Source organism: Cellulophaga baltica (assembly GCF_900102165.1).
Classification (GTDB): Bacteria; Bacteroidota; Bacteroidia; order Flavobacteriales; family Flavobacteriaceae; genus Cellulophaga; species Cellulophaga baltica.
In genome coordinates this window covers 184,442-204,287 of sequence record NZ_FNBD01000002.1, presented here as the reverse complement: position 1 = coordinate 204,287, position 19,846 = coordinate 184,442, and the positions used below count along the sequence as shown (strand labels likewise).

General features: G+C 34.9%; 14 protein-coding genes. 12 read left to right on the top strand and 2 right to left on the bottom strand.

The features are described from left to right. Positions 1-26: 26 nt before the first annotated feature. Together BLQ19_RS03930 and folP are read right to left on the bottom strand one after the other, a co-directional pair. Positions 27-812, bottom strand: coding sequence for a diadenylate cyclase (locus tag BLQ19_RS03930; RefSeq protein WP_024479503.1), 786 nt, complete (start codon positions 810-812; stop codon positions 27-29). 44 nt (positions 813-856) lie between these two features. Further along, positions 857-1,690, bottom strand: coding sequence for a dihydropteroate synthase (gene folP, locus BLQ19_RS03925; protein WP_024479504.1), 834 nt, complete (start codon positions 1,688-1,690; stop codon positions 857-859). Between the two features lie 106 nt (positions 1,691-1,796). Here folP and BLQ19_RS03920 point away from each other — a divergent pair, with 106 nt between their 5' ends. The 12 genes from BLQ19_RS03920 (at position 1,797) to bglX (ending at position 19,840) form a co-directional block, all read left to right on the top strand. After that, positions 1,797-2,342, top strand: coding sequence for a DUF1599 domain-containing protein (locus BLQ19_RS03920; RefSeq protein WP_074537468.1), 546 nt, complete (start codon positions 1,797-1,799; stop codon positions 2,340-2,342). Positions 2,343-2,346: 4 nt separating this feature from the next. Further along, a complete protein-coding gene (locus BLQ19_RS03915; RefSeq protein WP_074537467.1) occupies positions 2,347-3,444 on the top strand; it encodes a BT_3928 family protein in 1,098 nt (365 codons plus the stop codon). A gap of 59 nt (positions 3,445-3,503) precedes the next feature. After that, positions 3,504-4,253: a triose-phosphate isomerase gene (tpiA, locus tag BLQ19_RS03910; protein WP_074537466.1), complete on the top strand. Its 750-nt coding sequence runs from the start codon at positions 3,504-3,506 to the stop codon at positions 4,251-4,253. A gap of 72 nt (positions 4,254-4,325) precedes the next feature. After that, the gene (gene prmA / locus BLQ19_RS03905) at positions 4,326-5,168 is read left to right on the top strand and encodes a 50S ribosomal protein L11 methyltransferase (RefSeq protein ID WP_074537465.1); all 843 of its coding nucleotides are present in this window, start codon (positions 4,326-4,328) and stop codon (positions 5,166-5,168) included. A gap of 103 nt (positions 5,169-5,271) precedes the next feature. Next, positions 5,272-6,126: a M57 family metalloprotease gene (locus BLQ19_RS03900; RefSeq protein ID WP_025614129.1), complete on the top strand. Its 855-nt coding sequence runs from the start codon at positions 5,272-5,274 to the stop codon at positions 6,124-6,126. 156 nt (positions 6,127-6,282) lie between these two features. Beyond that, positions 6,283-6,558 (top strand): ATP-dependent Clp protease adaptor ClpS, encoded by a 276-nt coding sequence (locus BLQ19_RS03895; protein ID WP_024479510.1) that lies wholly within the window; start codon positions 6,283-6,285, stop codon positions 6,556-6,558. 64 nt (positions 6,559-6,622) lie between these two features. Then, on the top strand, positions 6,623-9,433 hold the full coding sequence (locus BLQ19_RS03890; RefSeq protein ID WP_074537464.1) for a helix-turn-helix and ligand-binding sensor domain-containing protein: 2,811 nt from the start codon (positions 6,623-6,625) through the stop codon (positions 9,431-9,433). A gap of 228 nt (positions 9,434-9,661) precedes the next feature. Next, positions 9,662-12,709 (top strand): SusC/RagA family TonB-linked outer membrane protein, encoded by a 3,048-nt coding sequence (locus BLQ19_RS03885; protein ID WP_074537463.1) that lies wholly within the window; start codon positions 9,662-9,664, stop codon positions 12,707-12,709. A 4-nt stretch (positions 12,710-12,713) separates the two neighbouring features. Further along, the gene (locus BLQ19_RS03880; RefSeq protein ID WP_074537462.1) at positions 12,714-14,192 is read left to right on the top strand and encodes a RagB/SusD family nutrient uptake outer membrane protein; all 1,479 of its coding nucleotides are present in this window, start codon (positions 12,714-12,716) and stop codon (positions 14,190-14,192) included. Between the two features lie 18 nt (positions 14,193-14,210). Next, on the top strand, positions 14,211-15,809 hold the full coding sequence (locus BLQ19_RS03875; protein WP_074537461.1) for a hypothetical protein: 1,599 nt from the start codon (positions 14,211-14,213) through the stop codon (positions 15,807-15,809). An 18-nt stretch (positions 15,810-15,827) separates the two neighbouring features. Continuing rightward, entirely contained in the window at positions 15,828-17,477 is a 1,650-nt protein-coding gene (locus BLQ19_RS03870) for a glycoside hydrolase family 16 protein (protein ID WP_074537460.1), read from the top strand. Positions 17,478-17,575: 98 nt separating this feature from the next. Further along, positions 17,576-19,840: a beta-glucosidase BglX gene (bglX, locus tag BLQ19_RS03865; protein WP_074537459.1), complete on the top strand. Its 2,265-nt coding sequence runs from the start codon at positions 17,576-17,578 to the stop codon at positions 19,838-19,840. Positions 19,841-19,846: the final 6 nt, after the last annotated feature.

Here is a 19,846-nt window from a genome sequence, read left to right as displayed (position 1 = left end):
TGATTGGTTTGTGTTTTTTTTAAGCCCTACATCAGATCTTCTTTGATCATGCTAGAGAGCTCAGTCAGGTCGTTGTAAAGAACAAATTCCCCATTTTTAATATAAGTGATCATGCCGGTTTCTTCACTAACAACAATAGCAAGGGAGTCTGTTTTTTCAGTAATACCAACAGCAGCTCGGTGTCTTAGTCCAAAGCGTAATGGAATATTACGTTCGTTAGAAACAGGTAGTATTACTCGTGTGGCAACAATATAATTACCTTCAATTACGGCAGCACCATCATGCAATGGGCTGTTTTTGTAAAAGATGCTTTCAATAATAGGTTGGGTAATTTCAATCTGCATTTTATCCCCACTAGATTTTACGAAATCTAAAGAATTACTTCTTTTGATGATGATAATAGCGCCAGTTTTAGAGGAACTCATTTTATCGCAAGCACTTATTAAAGAATCTACATCGGTACCTATACTGGTAACTTCTTGTTTTAAAAATTTAAAGTGCTTGATGAAATTACGTTTATTGGCAAAATTGGTAGAACCAATCATCAGTAAAAACTTTCTTATTTCTTGCTGAAAAACAATAATCAATGCAATTAAACCCACTTGCATAAATCCGCCAATTACACTAGAAATCATTTTCATTTCTAAGAGCTCTGTAAGTTTCCAGAAACCCCAGACTAAAACAATACCAATAAAAATATTGATCGCCACAGTGCCGCGAACCAATTTGTATATGTAGTATAACAGCGTAGCGACAAGCAATATGTCTATTAAATCTGTTATTTTAAAATCTAGAAAGCTTAAAAAATCCAAGTGTAAGGGTTTTTGTAAAATTAGGAAAAATTGATGAACAAAATCTAGGTATTTATATACTTTAATTGCTGTACTATAGCAATGCATTCCGAGGCTTCTTTTACGTCATGAACCCGTAAGATGTTGGCCCCCTTTAATAAGGCAATTGTGTTTAAACTAGTAGTTCCGTTTAGTGCATTTTTAGCATCTGTTTTTAGAATTTTGTAAATCATAGATTTTCTACTAATACCTACGAGTAGCGGTTTTTTTGTGTTTTTTAGCAATTCTAATTTTTGCATCAACTCATAATTTTGCGCTATAGTTTTAGAAAAGCCAAAGCCAGGATCTATGATTAGATCGTTAATTTTTTTATCATGTGCGGTAGCTATTTTTTCTGAAAAATAGCTCAGTATATCTGTGAGTAGATTGGTGTAATTGGTATTTTGTTGCATATCTTGAGGAGTACCCTTCATATGCATCATTATATAAGGTACTTGGTGTTTTGCCACCACCGACATCATGTTAAGATCTAAATTTCCGGCAGAAATATCATTAATTAAGGCAGCTCCTTCTTGGATACAGGCTTCAGCTACCTTACTTCTAAACGTATCTATAGAGATTTTGCATTCGGGAAATTCTTTAAGTACCAAGGTCACAATAGGAATAATTCTTTTCAATTCTTCTTCTTCATTCACCTGTAATGCGCCTGGTCTAGAACTATATGCACCAATATCGATAAAAGTAGCTCCATCAACCAGCATTTTTTGTACTTGATTGATAATTTCAGTTTCATTTTTGTACTTTCCTCCATCATAAAAAGAATCAGGGGTACAGTTAAGGACTCCCATTATTTTTGGATCTGTAATATCTATAAGATCTCCCTTACAATTTATGGTCATTTTTATTGAGAATTAGTCAAGAATTGCCATAGCACAGCAAGTTTAAACCACTATACTTGAACAATTAAAAATTTTGAACGAAATTTACACAAATTAGAAAGAATACATGCAGAAAACCTCAGAACAATACGATGCTGTAATAGAAATATGTCGCGCTTTATTTTCTAAAAAGATGAAAGATTATGGTAGTGCATGGCGAATTTTACGATTGCCATCGTTAACAGATCAGATTTTTATTAAGGCACAACGCATCCGTAGTCTTCAAGAGAACGAAGTGCGAAAGGTAGAAGAAGGAGAACAATCTGAGTTTATAGGAATAATCAATTATTCTATAATGGCATTAATCCAAATTGAAAAGGGAATTGCAGACCAACCAGACTTAAGTGTTGAAGAAGCGGTATCTTTATTTGATGCTCATGTGAATATAACAAAAACCTTGATGGAAAATAAAAATCATGATTATGGAGAAGCTTGGCGAGAAATGCGTGTTAGCTCCTTAACAGATTTAATTTTGCAGAAATTATTACGCGTGAAACAAATTGAAGACAATAAAGGAAAAACTTTAGTGAGTGAAGGTATTGAAGCTAATTACCAAGATATGGTGAATTATGCTGTATTTGCCATGATACACTTAACATCAAATTCTAAATAGTAGCATGAAGTACTTAGTTGGTTTCAGTAGAGTAGTTGTAGGAATATTATTTATAATTAGTGGTTTTATTAAGTTGAATGATCCTGTGGGGTTTTCATTTAAGCTAGAAGAATATTTTAGCTTTGGAGTTCTTAACATGCCCCTCTTTGAACCGCATGCCTTAAAGATTGCCATTTTTGTGGTAATCGTAGAGGTCTTACTAGGTGTTTTATTGCTTATAGGATTTAGGCAAAGATTTACCATATTCAGTTTGTTAGCAATGATTATTGGTTTTACTTTTCTAACCTTTTATTCTGCATATTTTAATAAAGTAACAGATTGTGGTTGTTTTGGAGATGCCTTAAAATTAACTCCTTGGGAATCCTTTACGAAAGATGTTATTCTGCTAATCTTAATCGTGATAATACTTATAGGGAAACGTTATGTGCTGCCTATTTTTAGTCCTAGTTTCAATAGAATCATTACAGGGGTATCACTAGCAGCATGTGTAATTTTCGTCTATTATGTACTTAATCATTTACCAGCGATAGATTTTAGACCCTATAAAATTGGTGCAAACATAGAAGAAGGCATGTCTGTTCCAGAGGACGCTCCAAAAGCTATATTTGATTATGCTTGGAAGTTCAAAGTAAATGGAGAAGAAAAAGTAATTGTCACTCAAGGAGATTATCCAACGGTAGAAGGGGAGTTTATAGATGTAGAAACTACAGAAGTACAGGCCGGGTATGAGCCTCCAATTCATGATTTCACCATAGAAAAAGATGGTGTAGATCATGCCTCAGATATATTACAGGAGCCTAAACTGGTTGTCGTTATTGCTTATGATCTGAATAAGAGTTCCTACAGTGCTTTTGAAGAGGTAAAGGAGCTTACTGATAAGGCAGTAAAAGCGGGTTATAAAGTTATTGGAATGTCTGCATCTAATGAAGATTATACCACCAAATTGCTTAAAGAATATAAGTTAAATTTTGATTTTTACTTTACAGATCAAACTACCTTAAAAACTATTGTACGTTCAAATCCGGGAGTACTTGTTTTAAATAAAGGAACCATCACACAGAAAGTACATTATAACGATTTAGATGCAATAGAATTAGAGTAATACTTAGCGTGCGATAAAAAGAATATAATTAGTCATTAAATAATTGAAAATAGAACAAAATGAGAAGTAAGATAGTTGCAGGGAATTGGAAAATGAACAAGAACGGTGCGGAAACAGAAGCATTATTAGCAGAGCTTTCTGCAAAATTACCAGATACTACAGCAGAGGTAATGGTTGCTCCAACTTTTGTAAACCTTGTTGGTGCAGTGCGTAGTTTAGAATCTTCAACTATTGAAGTTATAGCGCAAAATATGCATTATGCAGAAAACGGCGCATTTACAGGAGAAATTTCTGCAGATATGTTGTTGAATGTAGGTGTAGATACAGTTCTTATTGGACATTCAGAACGAAGAGCCTATTTTGGTGAAACTGATGCTATTTTAGCAAAGAAAGTAGTTGCTGCTTTAGCAAAAAACATGCGTATCATTTTTTGTTTTGGTGAAGAGTTAGAAGACCGTAAATCTGATAATCATTTTAATGTTGTGGCAAGTCAGCTTAAAAATGCATTATTTTCTTTAGAAGCGAGTACTTGGAAAAATATTGTTTTAGCATACGAGCCAGTGTGGGCTATTGGAACGGGAGAAACTGCTTCTCCAGAACAAGCTCAAGAAATGCATGCATTTATTCGTAAAACAATTACGGAATCGTTTGATGCAACAATAGCAAATAACGTGTCTATTTTATATGGCGGTAGTGTTAAGCCAAATAATGCTGTAGAGATTTTTTCTAAACCAGATGTAGATGGTGGCCTTATTGGTGGAGCGGCTTTAGTAGCAGATGATTTTGTTGCGATTATCAAAGCAATCTAATTAATAAGCAGCATAAACAGATCGTAAAACACAAGGGCATTCTTTTAGGATGCCTTTTTATATTATTAAAATATGGAAAAAGAAAATAATTATATAGAATACACTTTCAAGGTAGTACCGATAGATCCGGCTTCAGATATCCTCATTGCAGAATTAGGCGAAGTGCTTTTTGAAAGCTTCTTGGAAACAGAGGACGGTGTTTTGGCTTACATTAGAAAAGAAGATTGGTCAGCGGGTATTCTCAATGATTTGTCAATTTTGGAAAATGATAATTTTAAAATTACTTATGATTTTAAAGAAATTGAACAAGAAAATTGGAATGCCACTTGGGAACAAAACTTTAATCCAATTCAAGTAGATGAACGCTGTGTAGTACGTGCGCCATTTCATGAAAAACCTGTAGTAGAATATGATATTGTAATTGAACCAAAAATGAGTTTTGGTACAGGGCACCATGAAACTACTCACATGATGTTGCAACATATATTAAACACAGATTTTAAAGGAAAACGTGTGTTAGATATGGGGAGCGGTACAGGGGTTCTAGCTATACTAGCAGCAAAAAGAGAGGCGCGTACTGTTGATGCTATAGATATAGATAATTGGTGCTATTTAAATGCCTTAGAAAATGTGGAGCGTAACGACTGTAATCATATAAATGTATATGAAGGTGATGTAAATCTTCTAAAAGAGAAGCAGTATGATCTTATTATAGCAAATATTAATAGAAATATTTTATTGGGGGATATTCCAGAATACTCAAAATGTTTAGAAGTGGGTGGCACCTTATTTCTAAGCGGATTCTATTCCGAAGACCTTTCGACAATAACGAGTAAATGTGAAGAACATAACTTAAAATTTGTCTCTAATTTGAATAGAAATAATTGGATTGCTGCCGTTTATCGAAAATGTTAAAATTTTAGTAAAATTATCGTTGATTTGTCATATATTGTCGGTGTAATGTATTTATTTTAAGATATGGTTGTATATTTTTTAAACTTATTTAACACATTTAATTATGAAAAAACGCGATTTAACTATTATTGCTATGCTACTTTTAGTGGTGGCTAGCTCATGTGAAAAAGAAAAAGAAAACGATCTTCAAATGCCAGAGGCAAGTGTAGAGAATGTTGATCAAGAAAAGCTATTAGTTACCGATGAGGTAGTGAGTGTTTTTAAGAACAACTACTATAATGTTGACGAAGTTAGTGTTGTAGACTTTATGCTTCCTGACGGTTCTATGGAAGAGCGTTTTCAATTAGAAAATGATATATTATTTTCTGCAGAGCAATTTAAAAGTTTAGCAGAAGTTGATATTAAAAGCGCTAAAAATTACCATACCAGTAATTTAGTTAGCCCAAGAACTTTAACAATTATCGGGTACACGGGAGGACAAAACGCCCTATCTAGTATAGAACGTACTGCATTGCAATATGCTGTTAATAACTACAATGCTTTAAATTTAAGTATTCGTTTTACATTAACATTTGGTACATCTTATCAAGATAAAGATATGGTGGTATATTTAAATCCTAATGAATCAGGTGCTGGAGGTTCAGCAGGTTTTCCTAGTAATGGAAATCCTAATAAATTTGTTCAGATTTACGGTTTAAGTAATTATGACGTAAATGTTATTGAGCATGTAATAACACACGAGATTGGTCATTCTGTTGGTTTCAGACATACAGATTGGTTTAGTCGTCAAAGTTGTGGACAAAATACAAATGAAGGAACTGCAGGAGTAGGTGCAATACCAGTACCAGGAACTCCAGAGGCTTATGATCCTACATCTATTATGTTGGCATGTTTTAGCTCAAACGAAGATGGTGAGTTTAATAACAATGACATTACAGCATTAAACTATCTTTATTAATTAACTAGTTCTTAAGTAAATACATTACAATTTAAAGGTATTCTAATTATTAGAATACCTTTTCTTATACCTTTCTGTGAATGATTATTGGCTATTTTTTAAATAATTTTTAGAGCCGACTTATTAGAATTTGTATCTTAGTGCAAAAATAGATCTATGAGTACGAAGGAAAAGATCTTAGAAGATTTGCTTTTAGAAGAAGAAACAAAGAGACAAAACGAAATTGTCTTATTTAATGATGATGTAAATACCTTTGATCATGTTATAGAAACTTTAATAGGGGTTTGTGATCATACGCCTGAGCAGGCAGAACAATGTTCGATTATAGTGCATCATAACGGAAAATGTACGGTAAAAACTGGTGATTATGAGGATCTTAAGCCTCGGTGCACTAAATTATTACAAGCGGGTCTTAGTGCAGAAATTGTATAAGGACTCTTTTTGATTAGAACATTATCCTTAATTTCCAGGACGGCTAGGACTTAAATTATTGCTTTTGAGATATATACAATGCATCACTATATTCTTTTTTACCATAATTAGTCTTGCGCAAGAATTACCTCCCATACATAATTTTTCTCCTACAGCTTACAATGCGGGTAATCAAAATTGGAGCATTTCACAATCAGATGAAAAGTATATCTATGTAGGTAATAACTATGGGTTATTAGCATATAATGGAGCGTCTTGGAAAACGTATGCTTCACCCAATGGCTCTCATATACGTGCAGTTAACGTTGTTGGTGATCGTATTTTTACGGGATGTTACATGGAGTTTGGTTTTTGGTTTAAAGATGATTTTGGAGATTTAACCTATCAATCTTTGAATCCGAAATTATCGACACCCATGATTGAGGATGAGGAGTTTTGGAATATCATAACCTTAGATGCTTATGTTCTCTTCCAGTCCTTGCAGCGCATCTATATTTATAATTTGAAAACGGAAAGTTTTAGCGTGGTCGCTTCCGAGAGTACCAGGGCCAGAATTTTTAAAAACAAATCTGGGGTCTATTTTCAAAAATCAGGAAAGGGACTTTATAAAATTGAAGGAGGGAAAACACTTTTAGCATCTGATCATGGTATTTTGAAATCTAATTTTATAATTGGCATGTTCGATACTTCTTTTGGTACCTTGGTACTTACGGAGAAAGAAGGTTTTTTTCTTTTAGAAGAGGGCGGTGGGGTAGAGAAGTGGAATACGTCTATTAGTAAAGAGTTACAAGAACTCAATATATATAGTAGCGCTCAATTAAAAAACGGTAGCTTTATTTTAGGGACCATTTCAGATGGAGTATACCATGTTAGTAAGTCTGGAGAACTATTAGAAAAAATCAATCAGAAAAAAGGATTGAATGACAATACGATACTTTCTATTTTTGAAGACCTAGACGGCAATGTTTGGTTGGGTTTAAATAACGGTATTAGTGTATTGAATTTTAGCGCTCCTTTCAAAGAATATATCGATACCGTCGGGAAATTAGGAGTGGTTTATACGGCTGCAATTTATGAAGATCACCTATACTTGGGAACTAATCAAGGATTGTTTTATAAACAGAAATCCGGGAATGATGATTTTAAGATTGTGCCGAATACAAACGGTCAAGTTTGGTTTTTAAAAGAAATAGATGGTATTCTTTTCTGTGGTCATAATACAGGAACTTTTACTGTAGCGGGTAACCAGGCGACACAAATAGCAACCTTTCCTGGAGCTTGGGATATAAAAAAAATTCCAGGCAATGATTCACTTTTGTTACAGGGTAATTACAACGGACTCAGTATTCTTAAAAAAGAAGGTTCTCAATGGATATTTAGAAATAAAATTGAAGGATTTGATATTTCTAGTCGGTTTTTTGAATTTACCCAAAGTGAAGATATTCTTGTTAATCATGAGTTCAAAGGAGTCTTTAGGCTAACCCTAGATCCTTCTTTTTCTAAAGTTGTTAATGTGGTTGATGCTCCAGTATTAGGTACAGGTGCAAGCTTAGTTGCTTATGAAAAAACTATTTTACATGCTTCAAATAATGGGGTGTTACGTTTTAATGAGAAAAACAAAAACCTAGAAAAAGATTCGCTACTCACCAATCTTTTATTTGAAGCTGAAGAACGTTTAATTGGTATTATAGTTCCAGATGTCAGTGATGACTTATTATGGGCTTTTACGGATAAAAATATTATAGCCTTAGCGGCTAATAAATTTAATGGGCAACCAGAGGTAAAGAAAATAGCAATTCCAAGCTCGTTTAGGAGAAGTTTGGGGGTATTAGGTTTTGAGAACATTAAAAAAATAGGAATAAATACCTATCTAATTGGGATTTCTAATGGATACATCACACTAAATCTTGATAAATTAAGGATTAAGAAGTTTGATATAGGTTTAACAGATGTAGCTAATAAGAATAGCGATTCCATTACGTTACAAAAGGTTTCTTTAAAGAGTATTGATCATACTTTTAAGTATACCTTTAATAATGTATACTTTGAGTATAGTGTTCCAAGTTTCGAAAAATACACAGAGGTAAATTATCAATTTCAATTAATAGGCTTATCAGAAGTATGGAGTTCTTGGTCTGAAACTTCTAAAGTTGCTTTTGAAAATCTGCCTTTTGGAGAGTATACCTTTAAAGTAAGGGCAAAAGTTGGTAATGAATTAAGTGAAAATATAGCGAGTTATACCTTTGAGATTTTAAGGCCTTGGTATGTCTCCAATTTAGCAATTTTGATATACGTACTAGTTTTTATTGCTTTAGGGTATTTTGTACATAGGTTGTATCGTAGGTATTATAGAAAGCAACAAGAACAGCTTTTAAAAGAGAATGAGAAGAAGCTCAAGCGAAAGAAAATTAAAGCAGAAAAGAAGCTTATTCAGATTAAAAATGAAAAATTAAATCAAGAAATAGATAATAAAAGTAGAGAGCTTGCCATATCTACAATGAGTATTATCAAAAAGAATGAATTTCTAAATGCTATTAAAACACAATTGCAAGAGAGTAAAACGCCACAACAAGTAAATTCCGTAATTAAAACTATTGATAGGAATATAAATAATGAGGATGATTGGAAATTTTTTGAAGATGCATTTAATAATGCGGACAAAGAATTCTTGAAAAAGATTAAAACAACACATCCAGATTTAACCCCTAATGATTTAAGGTTGTGCGCTTATCTTCGATTGAATTTATCTTCCAAAGAAATTGCTCCATTGTTAAATATCTCCGTAAGAAGTGTGGAGGTAAAACGCTACCGATTACGTAAAAAAATGGAGCTACCACACGAAATGGGCTTAACAGATTACATCATTAAGCTTTAAGGAACACTACACGTATTTTTTACACTACAACATTACCCATACAAGAGGGGTTTTTAAGACTTCATTAGTATAACACTATCTTAAGATAGGTAAGGGCTCAAGGCTTATTCTCATTGCTTATATCTCTATTTATGGGATTTTAATTACGATATGTATATTTTTTGTTGTGGTCTGTTATTATAATGATAAAATATGTCTTTATAAATTCGGAATTCTAAAACTCAACATATGAAAAACATATTTTTGTTGCTCGCAGCAATTTTTTTAACCACAACCTCTTGGGCTCAAGATTTTACAGTAAATGGTACTGTAAAGGATGGGAGTATAAATGATGTTTTGCCTGGAGTAAATGTGGTTGTGAAAAATCAAACACGAGGAACTACAACAGATTTTGATGGTAATTTTACTATCGATAAATTAAAAGTAGGAGATGTACTTGTGGTTTCATACATAGGGTATACTACCAAAGAAATCGCAATTAAAGATTCTAATTTTATTACTATTTCTTTAACCGAAGATGTCAGCGCTTTAAATGAGGTGGTAGTTATTGGGTATGGTACTCAAACTAAGAAAGAAATTACAGGAGCTGTAACAGTAATTGGAGCAGAAACTATTGAGCAATTAAAGCCAACTCGTATAGAGCAAGCGCTACAAGGGCAAGTTGCAGGGGTAAATATTACCTCTCAATCTGGTTCTCCGGGTAGTGCATCTAATATTAGGATTAGGGGTGTATCTACAAATGGAAATAACAACCCATTAATTTTGGTAGATGGTAATGTTATTGAGGATTTAAGTGTTGTAAACCCTGGAGATATTGAAAGTATCAATGTATTGAAAGATGCTACGGCAGGTATTTACGGAGTAAGGGCTGCAAATGGCGTTATTTTGATAACAACAAAAACAGGAAAGAAATCAACCCCGCTACAATTTTCTTATGATACTTATGGAGGTTTTCAAGAAACAACCAGATGGTTACCTTTATTAAATGCTACGGAATATGGAGTTATTAAAAATGAGGCGGCTGCGGCAAACGGAGAGGCCATTCCATATCCAAATTTAGCACTATTAGGAACAGGTACAGATTGGCAAGATGAGGTCTTTCAAAAAGCGCCTATTTTCAATCATAACTTAACCATTAGTGGAGGTACAGAGAAATCTAGGTATTCTTTTGGCTCTTCCGTTCTTACGCAAGATGGTATTGTCGGAGGATCTAAAGCTAATTTTACGAGGTATAATACAAGATTGAATTTTAATACGGAACTGTTAGACGGTTTAAATTTTAAAGCCAACTTAATCTATACGGGAACATTAAGAAAGACCCTTGCCGAGGGTGGCTTGGGTTCTGTTTTGTTTAATGCACTTAATATTTCACCAATACTTAGTGTTGCAGATACAGATGGAAGTTTCACAAGAGCTCTTGGGCATCCAATTGAGGTGATAAACCCATTAGCGCAGTTGCAAAACACTTTTAACAGAACAAAAATTGATAAAATTAGTGGGGTATTCGGTTTAGATTATTCTTTTTTAAACAATTTCAAAGTAACATCTAACTATCAGTGGAACTATTCAGAAGTAGATTATTCTGCCTATTTCCCAATTTCAGATTTTGGAAATGTTGGCAATAATACGGTATTTGATAGAACAAATGCTGCCTACGGAGTATCTAATCAGTTTTATAGAGATTATACTTTTGATGCTTTTATAGATTATGATAAGGTTTTCAATGAGGTTCATGATTTGAAAATTACACTAGGTACTTCAATTTTCAAAACTACTGCAGACGAGTATGGAGGAACTTATGAAGGTGTCACTAATACGACATTATCTGATCCTAGCCTGGAAACGGCCACGGTATTCAATGACTCTTTTGTAGCGCGTTCAAATAGATTATATGATTCTAGGTTGCTCTCTTATTTTGCTAGAATGCAGTATAACTATAAAGGAAAATATTTGCTTTCTGCAGTAGTTAGACGGGATGGTTCAACAGCATTTGGTCCAGATAATAAATTTGGATATTTTCCTTCCGGTTCATTAGGTTGGGTAGTATCTGATGAGGATTTTTTCAAGGAGAACAGTGTGATTAATTTTGTGAAACTGAGAGCATCTTATGGGGTCTTAGGTAATGATAGAATACCTGGATTTGGCTTTGTTTCTTTATTATCAGGTGAGGGCACTTATGTGTTTGATAATGAGTTAGTATTTGGACAAGCGGTAGGTAGAGTTTCTAATCCGGAAATACAATGGGAAGAACAAACTACCTTAGATATTGGATTAGATGCAAAACTCTTTAATAATACAATTAATATTACTGCAGACTACTTTAATAAGCAAACAGATAATTTGTTGCTAGTTGTAGAATCTTCTGGAATTTTAGGAACCTCTGCGCCTGGTGCAGGAAACCCTGTTGCTAATGCAGGTTCTGTACGTAACAGTGGTTTTGAGTTTGCTATCGGTTATGAAACACCGTACTCGGAAAATTTTAGATTCGGAATCAATTATAATTTCACGTATTTAGAAAATGAAGTATTAAGTGTTGAAAATGGTATAGGCTATGAACAAGGTGGAAGCTTTGGAATTGGTCAATCTGGCGTTTCTCGTATGGAAGCAGGTCTGCCTATAGGGTATTTTTATGGACTTAAGACCGATGGAATTTTTCAAAATCAAGCAGAAATAGATGCACATCCAAGTCAAATAGGTCTTGGTTCTGAAGCAGCTCCCGGAGATATTCGCTTCGTAGATGTAAATGGTGATGGCAGCATAGATTTTGATGACAGTACCAATCTTGGAAATCCGATTCCTGATTTTACAATGGGATTAAACGTTTCATTTGATTACAAAAATTTTGATTTTCAGACGTACATCTTTGCATCCATTGGAAATGATATTGTTAGAAATTATGACAGAAATAATCCAATAACAAATCAATCTGTGTATGCTTTAAATAGATGGATAGGAGAAGGAAGCACCAATGAATATCCAAGAGTAACAAACGGAGCAACTTCTAATATTTTGTTTTCAGATTTTTATGTAGAAGATGGCTCGTTTGTTAGAGCACAAAATATGCAATTAGGATATTCTTTAAATAGTGAGGGTATCAAGGATATTGGAATCAGCAAATTACGTTTGTATGTATCTGCCAGTAATGTTTTTACTTTTTCTAAATATAAAGGATTTGATCCATCAGCATCTTCTGGAGATCCAATAGGTTCAGGATTTGATTCAGGATTTTACCCAGTACCACGTACCTACTTATTAGGTTTAAACCTTAAATTTTAATGTAATGATGATAAAAAACACTTTTTTAAAACACGTTATTGCGTTTGCTAGTATTACGATATTTTCTATATCCTGTAGTGATGACTTTGTAAATGTTGAATCAGAAGATGAAAACTCAGAAGATTTTTTCAATTCAGAAGAAGATTATCAATCCGCATTAACGGGGGCTTATGATTTACTTCAATCTACATATCTTAATGTATTGTTAGGAGAAATTGCTTCGGATAATACTTTGGCAGGTGGTGAAAGTGCTACAGATGTAATTGGAATACAACAGATAGATGATATGTTGCACACTTCTTTAAATGTACAGTTAGAAAGTATCTGGGGATGGATGTTTGCTGGCGTTAATCGTGCCAACTATGTTTTGGAGTTTAAAGATAAAACTGATTTTACAGGAAAAGAAGCACTTTTAGCAGAAGCTACTTTTTTAAGGGCTTATTACTATTTTGAGCTAGTGAAATGGTTCGGAGATGTTCCTTTAGCTGTAGATCAACGATTATTATTTGGCGATCAGTATTTGGTGGGAAGAACACCTGTTGCTGAGATATATGCACAAATTGAAATTGATTTACAATATGCAGTAGACAATTTACCGTATACCCAAGCACAAAAAGGTAGAATTACTAAAGGAGCAGCTCAGGCACTCTTGGGAAAAGCATATCTATATCAGGATAAATTTGCTCAAGCAGCAAGCGTTTTAGAAGATTTAATAAATAATGGTCCTTATGATCTTTTAGAAGATTATAGTACCATGTTTGAATTAGATAATGAAAATAATATAGAATCGGTTTTTGAAGTACAGTATACGGATAAAGAAGGAGCTGGCTTTGAGTGCTTACAGTGTAGTGAAGGTAATGTTGCTGTAGGGTTTAATGGAATAAGAAATTATGCTGGTCCTAGTTTTGAATCAGGGTTTAGTTTTAATATCCCAACTCAAGAAGTCTACGATGCATTTGAAGCGGGTGATACGCGTAGAGATATTGCCATATTAAATATAGATGCATGGGCAGAAGAAACCGGTGCAACTTTTGGAACGGGTAATGAGCATACGGGATTTTTTAACAGAAAATACCTTCCAAGGTTAGATGCTGCCGAAGATTCTAATACAGGTGATGCCAACCTAACAAACCCAAATAATTATAGAGCAATACGTTTTGCGGATGTCTTATTAATGGCAGCCGAAGCATTGAATAGAGGAAGCATAAGCGATTCACGTGCGCTTACTTATCTTAATAGGGTACGAGAAAGAGCAAATTTAGATGACGTGACCACAACAGGTTCTAGTTTAACGACAGCTATCTACCAAGAGAGAAGAGTAGAATTAGTAGGGGAGGGGCATCGCTTTTTTGATTTAGTAAGAACAGGAAGAGCGGCTGAAGAAATTGATGGATTTCAATCAGGAAAGCATGAATTATTTCCTATTCCATCTATAGAAATAGAATTGTCAGGAAACCGTTGGGAGCAAAATCCAGGATATTAATTAAAAAAAATTGTAAAAATGAAGATTATAAAAAATTTAGTTATTTGCTTTTTAAGCATAATCGCAATTACTGCTTGTACGGATGATGAAGTTTCCTATGCATTTAAAGATGTATCTGCTCCTTCTAATGTTGCAGCGGTATTTGATATATCTAATGACGATACGGGTACGGTAACACTTACGCCTACAGCAGAAGGTGTAACAAGTTTTCAAGTATATTTTGGAGACTTAGAAGATGAAACGCCTACAGATGTTGCTCCAGGTGAAGCGGCTTCGCATGTATATGAAGAAGGAGATTATATCATAAGAATTGTCGCTTTGAGTGCCTCAGGTCTTACGAGTGAACTTAATAAAAGCATCTCAGTTTCTTTTACACCACCGTCAAATTTATCAGCAGATATAATTGTTGTTAATAATTATGACGTTACCGTAACACCTAATGCAGATGATGCTACAGTTTTTGATGTTTATTTTGGAGAAGCTTTGGAAGAAGAGGCAACTACGATTATGGCAGGCGAAGCGGCTACATATACTTATGCAGCTGCAGGAGAGTACACTATTAGAGTTGTCGCAAAAGGCGCTAGTGCCACCACTATTGAATATGAAGATACTGTGAGTATAAGTGACCCTGTTTCTGCTACTTTAGAAGATTTTATAGGTACTTGGGTACTTGCTTCTGAAGCAGGTTCTTTTGGAGTAGGCCCTGCTATTGGTGATGTTAGCTGGTTTTCATTAGATGCACAAGGGATTGAAGATAGAGCATGTTTTATTGATGACGAGTATGTTTTTGGATCAGGAGGTACCTTTAGTACGATTTTAGGTTCAGAAACCTGGATTGAAGCTTGGCAGGGAGGTACAGATTCTTGTGGAGCTCCTGTAGCACCACATGATGGTTCTAGTGCAGCATCTTATAGTTATGATGATGCCTCTAGTACAATTACCATAACAGGAACTGGAGCATTTATAGCTTTGGCTAAAGGAACTAATGACGGAGAATTAAGCACACCTGCTGATGCTCCAAATTCTATTACGTACAATGTTTCTCTAGCGGAAGATAAAAACACGATGAATGTGTATTTAGAAACAAGTGAGGGTGTCTTCTGGCAGTTTAAATTAGTGAAAAAAGTGGAAGCTCCAATTGTGGGTACATGGAGAATAGCATCTGAGGCAGGTTCTTTCGGAGTGGGCCCAGCTATTGGCGATGTGAGTTGGTTTTCTTTGGATGATCAAGGTATTATAGATCGTGCTTGCTTAATAGATGATGAATATATCTTTGGATCTGATAATAGTTATTCTGTAAATCTAGGGACGGAAACTTGGATTGAAGGCTGGCAAGGTGGTTCTGATTCTTGCGGAACTCCAGTAGCGCCTCATGATGGTACTACATCTGCTACTTATGCTTATGATGAGTCTGCAGGTACTATTACTATAAATGGCATAGGAGCATATATTGCACTTGCGAAAGGAACAAATACAGGCGAATTAGCGGCTCCAGGAGATGCGCCAAGTTCAATTGTCTACAATGCTACATTTATTGATAATAATACGATGAGTGTGGTGATTGAGACAGGAACAGGTTCTGGTGTTTTTTGGCAATTCAAGCTTGTAAAAGATTAATAAGAAAAAGCTATTATTATGAAAAATATAAAAATAATTCTATTAGGTGTTTTTGGCTTACTCTTGTTAGGTTGTCAAGAAGATGAACCCGATTTAGATGTTATAGTAGCGCCATCTAACTTGCAAGTTTCTGTTGAGTTAGTGGGTGCAGATGCAGACAATCCAAATGGGGATGGTAGTGGTACTGTAAATTTAACAGCTACAGCAGATGATGCTATCTCTTATCAGTTTGTATATAACGGGAATAGAGAGGCGATACCTTCAGGATCTAAAACCTATAATTTTAGTACCACAGGTTTAAATAATTATTCAGTTGCAGTCATTGCAGTAGGTGCCGCAGGGTTGTCTACAAGCTATATATTAGATCTAGAGGTTTTTGCCTCGTATTCAGCTCCAGAAGATTTGTTGCAAATGTTGGTGGCAGATGGGACTAGAACATGGCGAATTAAAGCAGAATCAGGCGGGCATTTTGGACTTGGGCCTGTAGGAGGAAATATTCCTGCAGAATGGTACAGTGCAACAGCAAATGAAAAATCTGCTACCGGTATGTATGATGATCGTTATATTTTTAATAGCGATGGTAGTTTTACCCATATTACAAATAGCGTAAATGATGATCCATCTGTGGATACTAGCGGAACTATTTTTGGGAGAGTTAATTTAGTTGATGAACTTGGTGCTCATAATGAAGAGGCCAACGGATCGGATATTGAAAACTATTCTTATGCTGATTATTCAAACCAATGGACTCTTTCTGCTCCTGATGGTGTAGAAACCCTTAGTTTAGGAGGTACTGCTTTTTTAGGATATTACACAGGAGGAGACCATAACTATAGAATTTTTAGTAGAACCGCAAATGAAATGATTCTTACCACTGCTGATGGTAATAATGAATTTAACTGGTGGTTTATTTTAACTGCTGATGATGAAGGTATAGTGCAGGAACCTTCCTCTGTAGATGTTACGTATACCAATTTAATTTGGTCTGATGATTTTGATGTAGATGGAACACCTAATGCTGCCAATTGGACCTATGATATCGGCGCTGGAGGCTGGGGTAATAATGAATCTCAGTACTATACTAATAGTACTGATAATGCTGTTGTTTCTGACGGTACTCTAAAAATTACAGCGAAAGCAGAAACCTTCAGTGGAAGCAATTATACTTCTGCGCGTTTAAAATCTCAAGGACTTTTTGATTTTACATACGGAAGGGTAGATATAAGAGCTAAGTTGCCGCAGGCTGGTGGTACATGGCCAGCCTTGTGGATGTTAGGATCCAACTTTGAAACCGTAGGATGGCCTAATAGCGGAGAAATAGATATCATGGAGCATGTTGGAAATAATGTAAACGTGGTACAATCTGCCATTCATACGCCTTCTAGTTTTGGAAATACGATAAATAAAGGGGAAACCACAGCAACTAATGTCGCATCAGAATTTCACATTTATTCTGTAAACTGGTCTGAAAATGAAATATCTTTCTTACTAGACGATGTTATTTTTTACACGTATAATCCTGGGGTCAAAGATGATCAAACATGGCCTTTTGATGAAAGTCAGTTCTTAATTATGAATATTGCTATGGGAGGTACACTAGGAGGAACAATAGATGCAGCTTTTACTGAAGATACTATGGAAATTGATTATGTAAGAGTATATCAATAATTGAGTTTTTTTATGCTGGAGTAATTGAGAATTCATAGCTCAATTACTCCTTTTTTTAGTTAAATAAAATACCGTACTATTATAATAAATTAGAACACATGAATTTCAAAGTGATTATTTGTATCGGATTGTTTTGCAATCTAGGCCTGAGTCAAGGAAAAAAGTCAAGCATTGATCAGAAGGTAGATTCACTACTTTCTATAATGACACTCCAAGAAAAAATTGGTCAGATGAATCAATATAATGGGTTCTGGAATGTTACGGGTCCCGTACCTAAAGACGGTGATGCAGCCAATAAATACGAGCATCTTAAAACCGGCTTGGTAGGGTCTATGTTAAACGTTACTGGGGTTAAGGAAGTTCGTAAAGTACAAAAAATAGCAGTAGAAGAAACACGGTTGGGGATACCATTAATTATAGGTTTTGATGTTATACATGGCTATAAAACTATTAGCCCTATTCCTTTAGCAGAAGCTGCAAGTTGGGATCTTGAAGCTATAAAAAAGTCATCGGAAGTTGCCGCAGCAGAGGCAGCAGCCAGTGGTATTAATTGGACTTTTGCTCCTATGGTAGATATTTCTCGTGATGCACGATGGGGCAGAGTGATGGAAGGAGCAGGTGAAGATCCCTATTTAGGTAGTAAGATTGCTTACGCGCGTGTAAAGGGATTTCAAGGTGATAATCTAGCTTCACCCTTGACCATTGCAGCTACAGCAAAACACTTCGCAGGCTATGGTTTTTCAGAATCAGGTAGAGATTATAATACTGTAGATGTTGGGACATCAACCTTATACAATATTATTTTCCCACCTTTTCAAGCAGCAATCAAAGCAGATGTGAAAACCTTTATGAATTCTTTTAATGAGTTAAATGGTATTCCTGCCACGGGAAATGCATTTTTGCAACGCGATGTATTAAAAAAGGAATGGGATTACAAGGGTTTCATGGTTTCGGATTGGGGCTCTATTAACGAAATGGTTGCTCACGGCTATGCAAAAGACGGAAAGCAAGCAGCAAATTTGGCACTGAATGCTGGTTCTGATATGGATATGGAATCTTATGTGTATGTAAAATATATAGAAGAATTAGTAGCAGAAGGTAAGGTAGATATAGCTAAGATTGATGATGCGGTAAAAAGAATATTGCGTGTTAAGTTTGAATTAGGTCTTTTTGATGATCCTTATTTATATTGCAATACCTCACGAGAAAAAGAGGTAATAGGAAGTAAAGAAAATACAGCGGCAGTATTAGATATTGCTAAGAAGTCTATTGTTCTTTTAAAGAATGAAGGTCAGCTTCTTCCTCTAAAGAAGAAAGGTTTAAAAATGGCTTTAATTGGTCCGTTAGCAGCCGATAAAAATAGTCCTTTAGGTAGCTGGAGAATCGCAGGCGATGATAATACGGCGGTTTCTGTGTTAGAAGGATTAAAAAAGTATACAGGGAATACTTTAGAACATCAAAAAGGTATAAACTTAACAACAGGAGAAAACAAGTTTATTTTAGAAACGAAGATTAATACCACAGATAGAACAGGAATAAAGGAGGCTGTAGCGGCTGCTAAAAATAAAGATGTTGTAATTATGGTATTGGGAGAATACGGCTTTCAAACAGGAGAAGCACGTAGCAGAACATCTTTAGATCTTCCAGGCTTACAAGAGGAGTTATTGAAAGAAGTATACGCGGTAAATAAAAATATTGTTTTAGTATTAATGAACGGTAGACCGTTGACAATTAACTGGGCACAAGAACATATCCCAACAATAGTAGAAGCTTGGCATTTAGGCACTCAAAGTGGTAATGCTATTGCTGAGGTACTGTATGGAGCGTACAACCCAAGTGGTAAATTACCGATGACATTCCCTAAAAATGTAGGTCAAATTCCTATTTATTACAATTACAAAAATACAGGGCGTCCAACAAGTCCTGGAGGAGATGTTGTTTTTTGGTCGCATTATAGTGATGTGAGTAATGCACCTTTATATCCGTTTGGTCATGGTCTGAGTTATACTACATTTGAATATAGCAACTTGAGCTTAAGTGCACCGACTATGAAAGAAGAAGAGTCAATTACCGTCTCTTTTACCTTGAAAAATACAGGAAAATACGAGGGTAAAGAAGTGGCGCAGTTGTATATACGAGATCTTTTTGCTAGCGTAACTAGACCTGTAAAAGAGTTAAAAGATTTTAAAATGGTTTCTCTAAAACCCAATGAATCTAAAACGGTGACTTTTAAAATTGATAAAGAGAAACTTCAATTTTATACGGCGAATAACCGATGGGAAACAGAGGCAGGAGATTTTAATGTATATATAGGAGGTAGTTCTGAGACACAATTAACATCAGATTTTTCGGTAGTAGAATAATATATT

Excerpts from the sequence above, each read along its gene's own strand:
- BLQ19_RS03885 (WP_074537463.1), top strand. The coding sequence starts at position 9,662 with ATGAAAAACATATTTTTGTTGCTCGCAGCAATTTTTTTAACCACAACC.
- BLQ19_RS03880 (WP_074537462.1), top strand. The coding sequence starts at position 12,714 with ATGATGATAAAAAACACTTTTTTAAAACACGTTATTGCGTTTGCTAGT.
- BLQ19_RS03920 (WP_074537468.1), top strand. The coding sequence starts at position 1,797 with ATGCAGAAAACCTCAGAACAATACGATGCTGTAATAGAAATATGTCGC.
- BLQ19_RS03870 (WP_074537460.1), top strand. The coding sequence starts at position 15,828 with ATGAAAAATATAAAAATAATTCTATTAGGTGTTTTTGGCTTACTCTTG.
- tpiA (WP_074537466.1), top strand. The coding sequence starts at position 3,504 with ATGAGAAGTAAGATAGTTGCAGGGAATTGGAAAATGAACAAGAACGGT.
- BLQ19_RS03895 (WP_024479510.1), top strand. The coding sequence starts at position 6,283 with ATGAGTACGAAGGAAAAGATCTTAGAAGATTTGCTTTTAGAAGAAGAA.
- BLQ19_RS03875 (WP_074537461.1), top strand. The coding sequence starts at position 14,211 with ATGAAGATTATAAAAAATTTAGTTATTTGCTTTTTAAGCATAATCGCA.
- folP (WP_024479504.1), bottom strand. The coding sequence starts at position 1,690 with ATGACCATAAATTGTAAGGGAGATCTTATAGATATTACAGATCCAAAA.
- BLQ19_RS03900 (WP_025614129.1), top strand. The coding sequence starts at position 5,272 with ATGAAAAAACGCGATTTAACTATTATTGCTATGCTACTTTTAGTGGTG.
- prmA (WP_074537465.1), top strand. The coding sequence starts at position 4,326 with ATGGAAAAAGAAAATAATTATATAGAATACACTTTCAAGGTAGTACCG.
- BLQ19_RS03915 (WP_074537467.1), top strand. The coding sequence starts at position 2,347 with ATGAAGTACTTAGTTGGTTTCAGTAGAGTAGTTGTAGGAATATTATTT.
- bglX (WP_074537459.1), top strand. The coding sequence starts at position 17,576 with ATGAATTTCAAAGTGATTATTTGTATCGGATTGTTTTGCAATCTAGGC.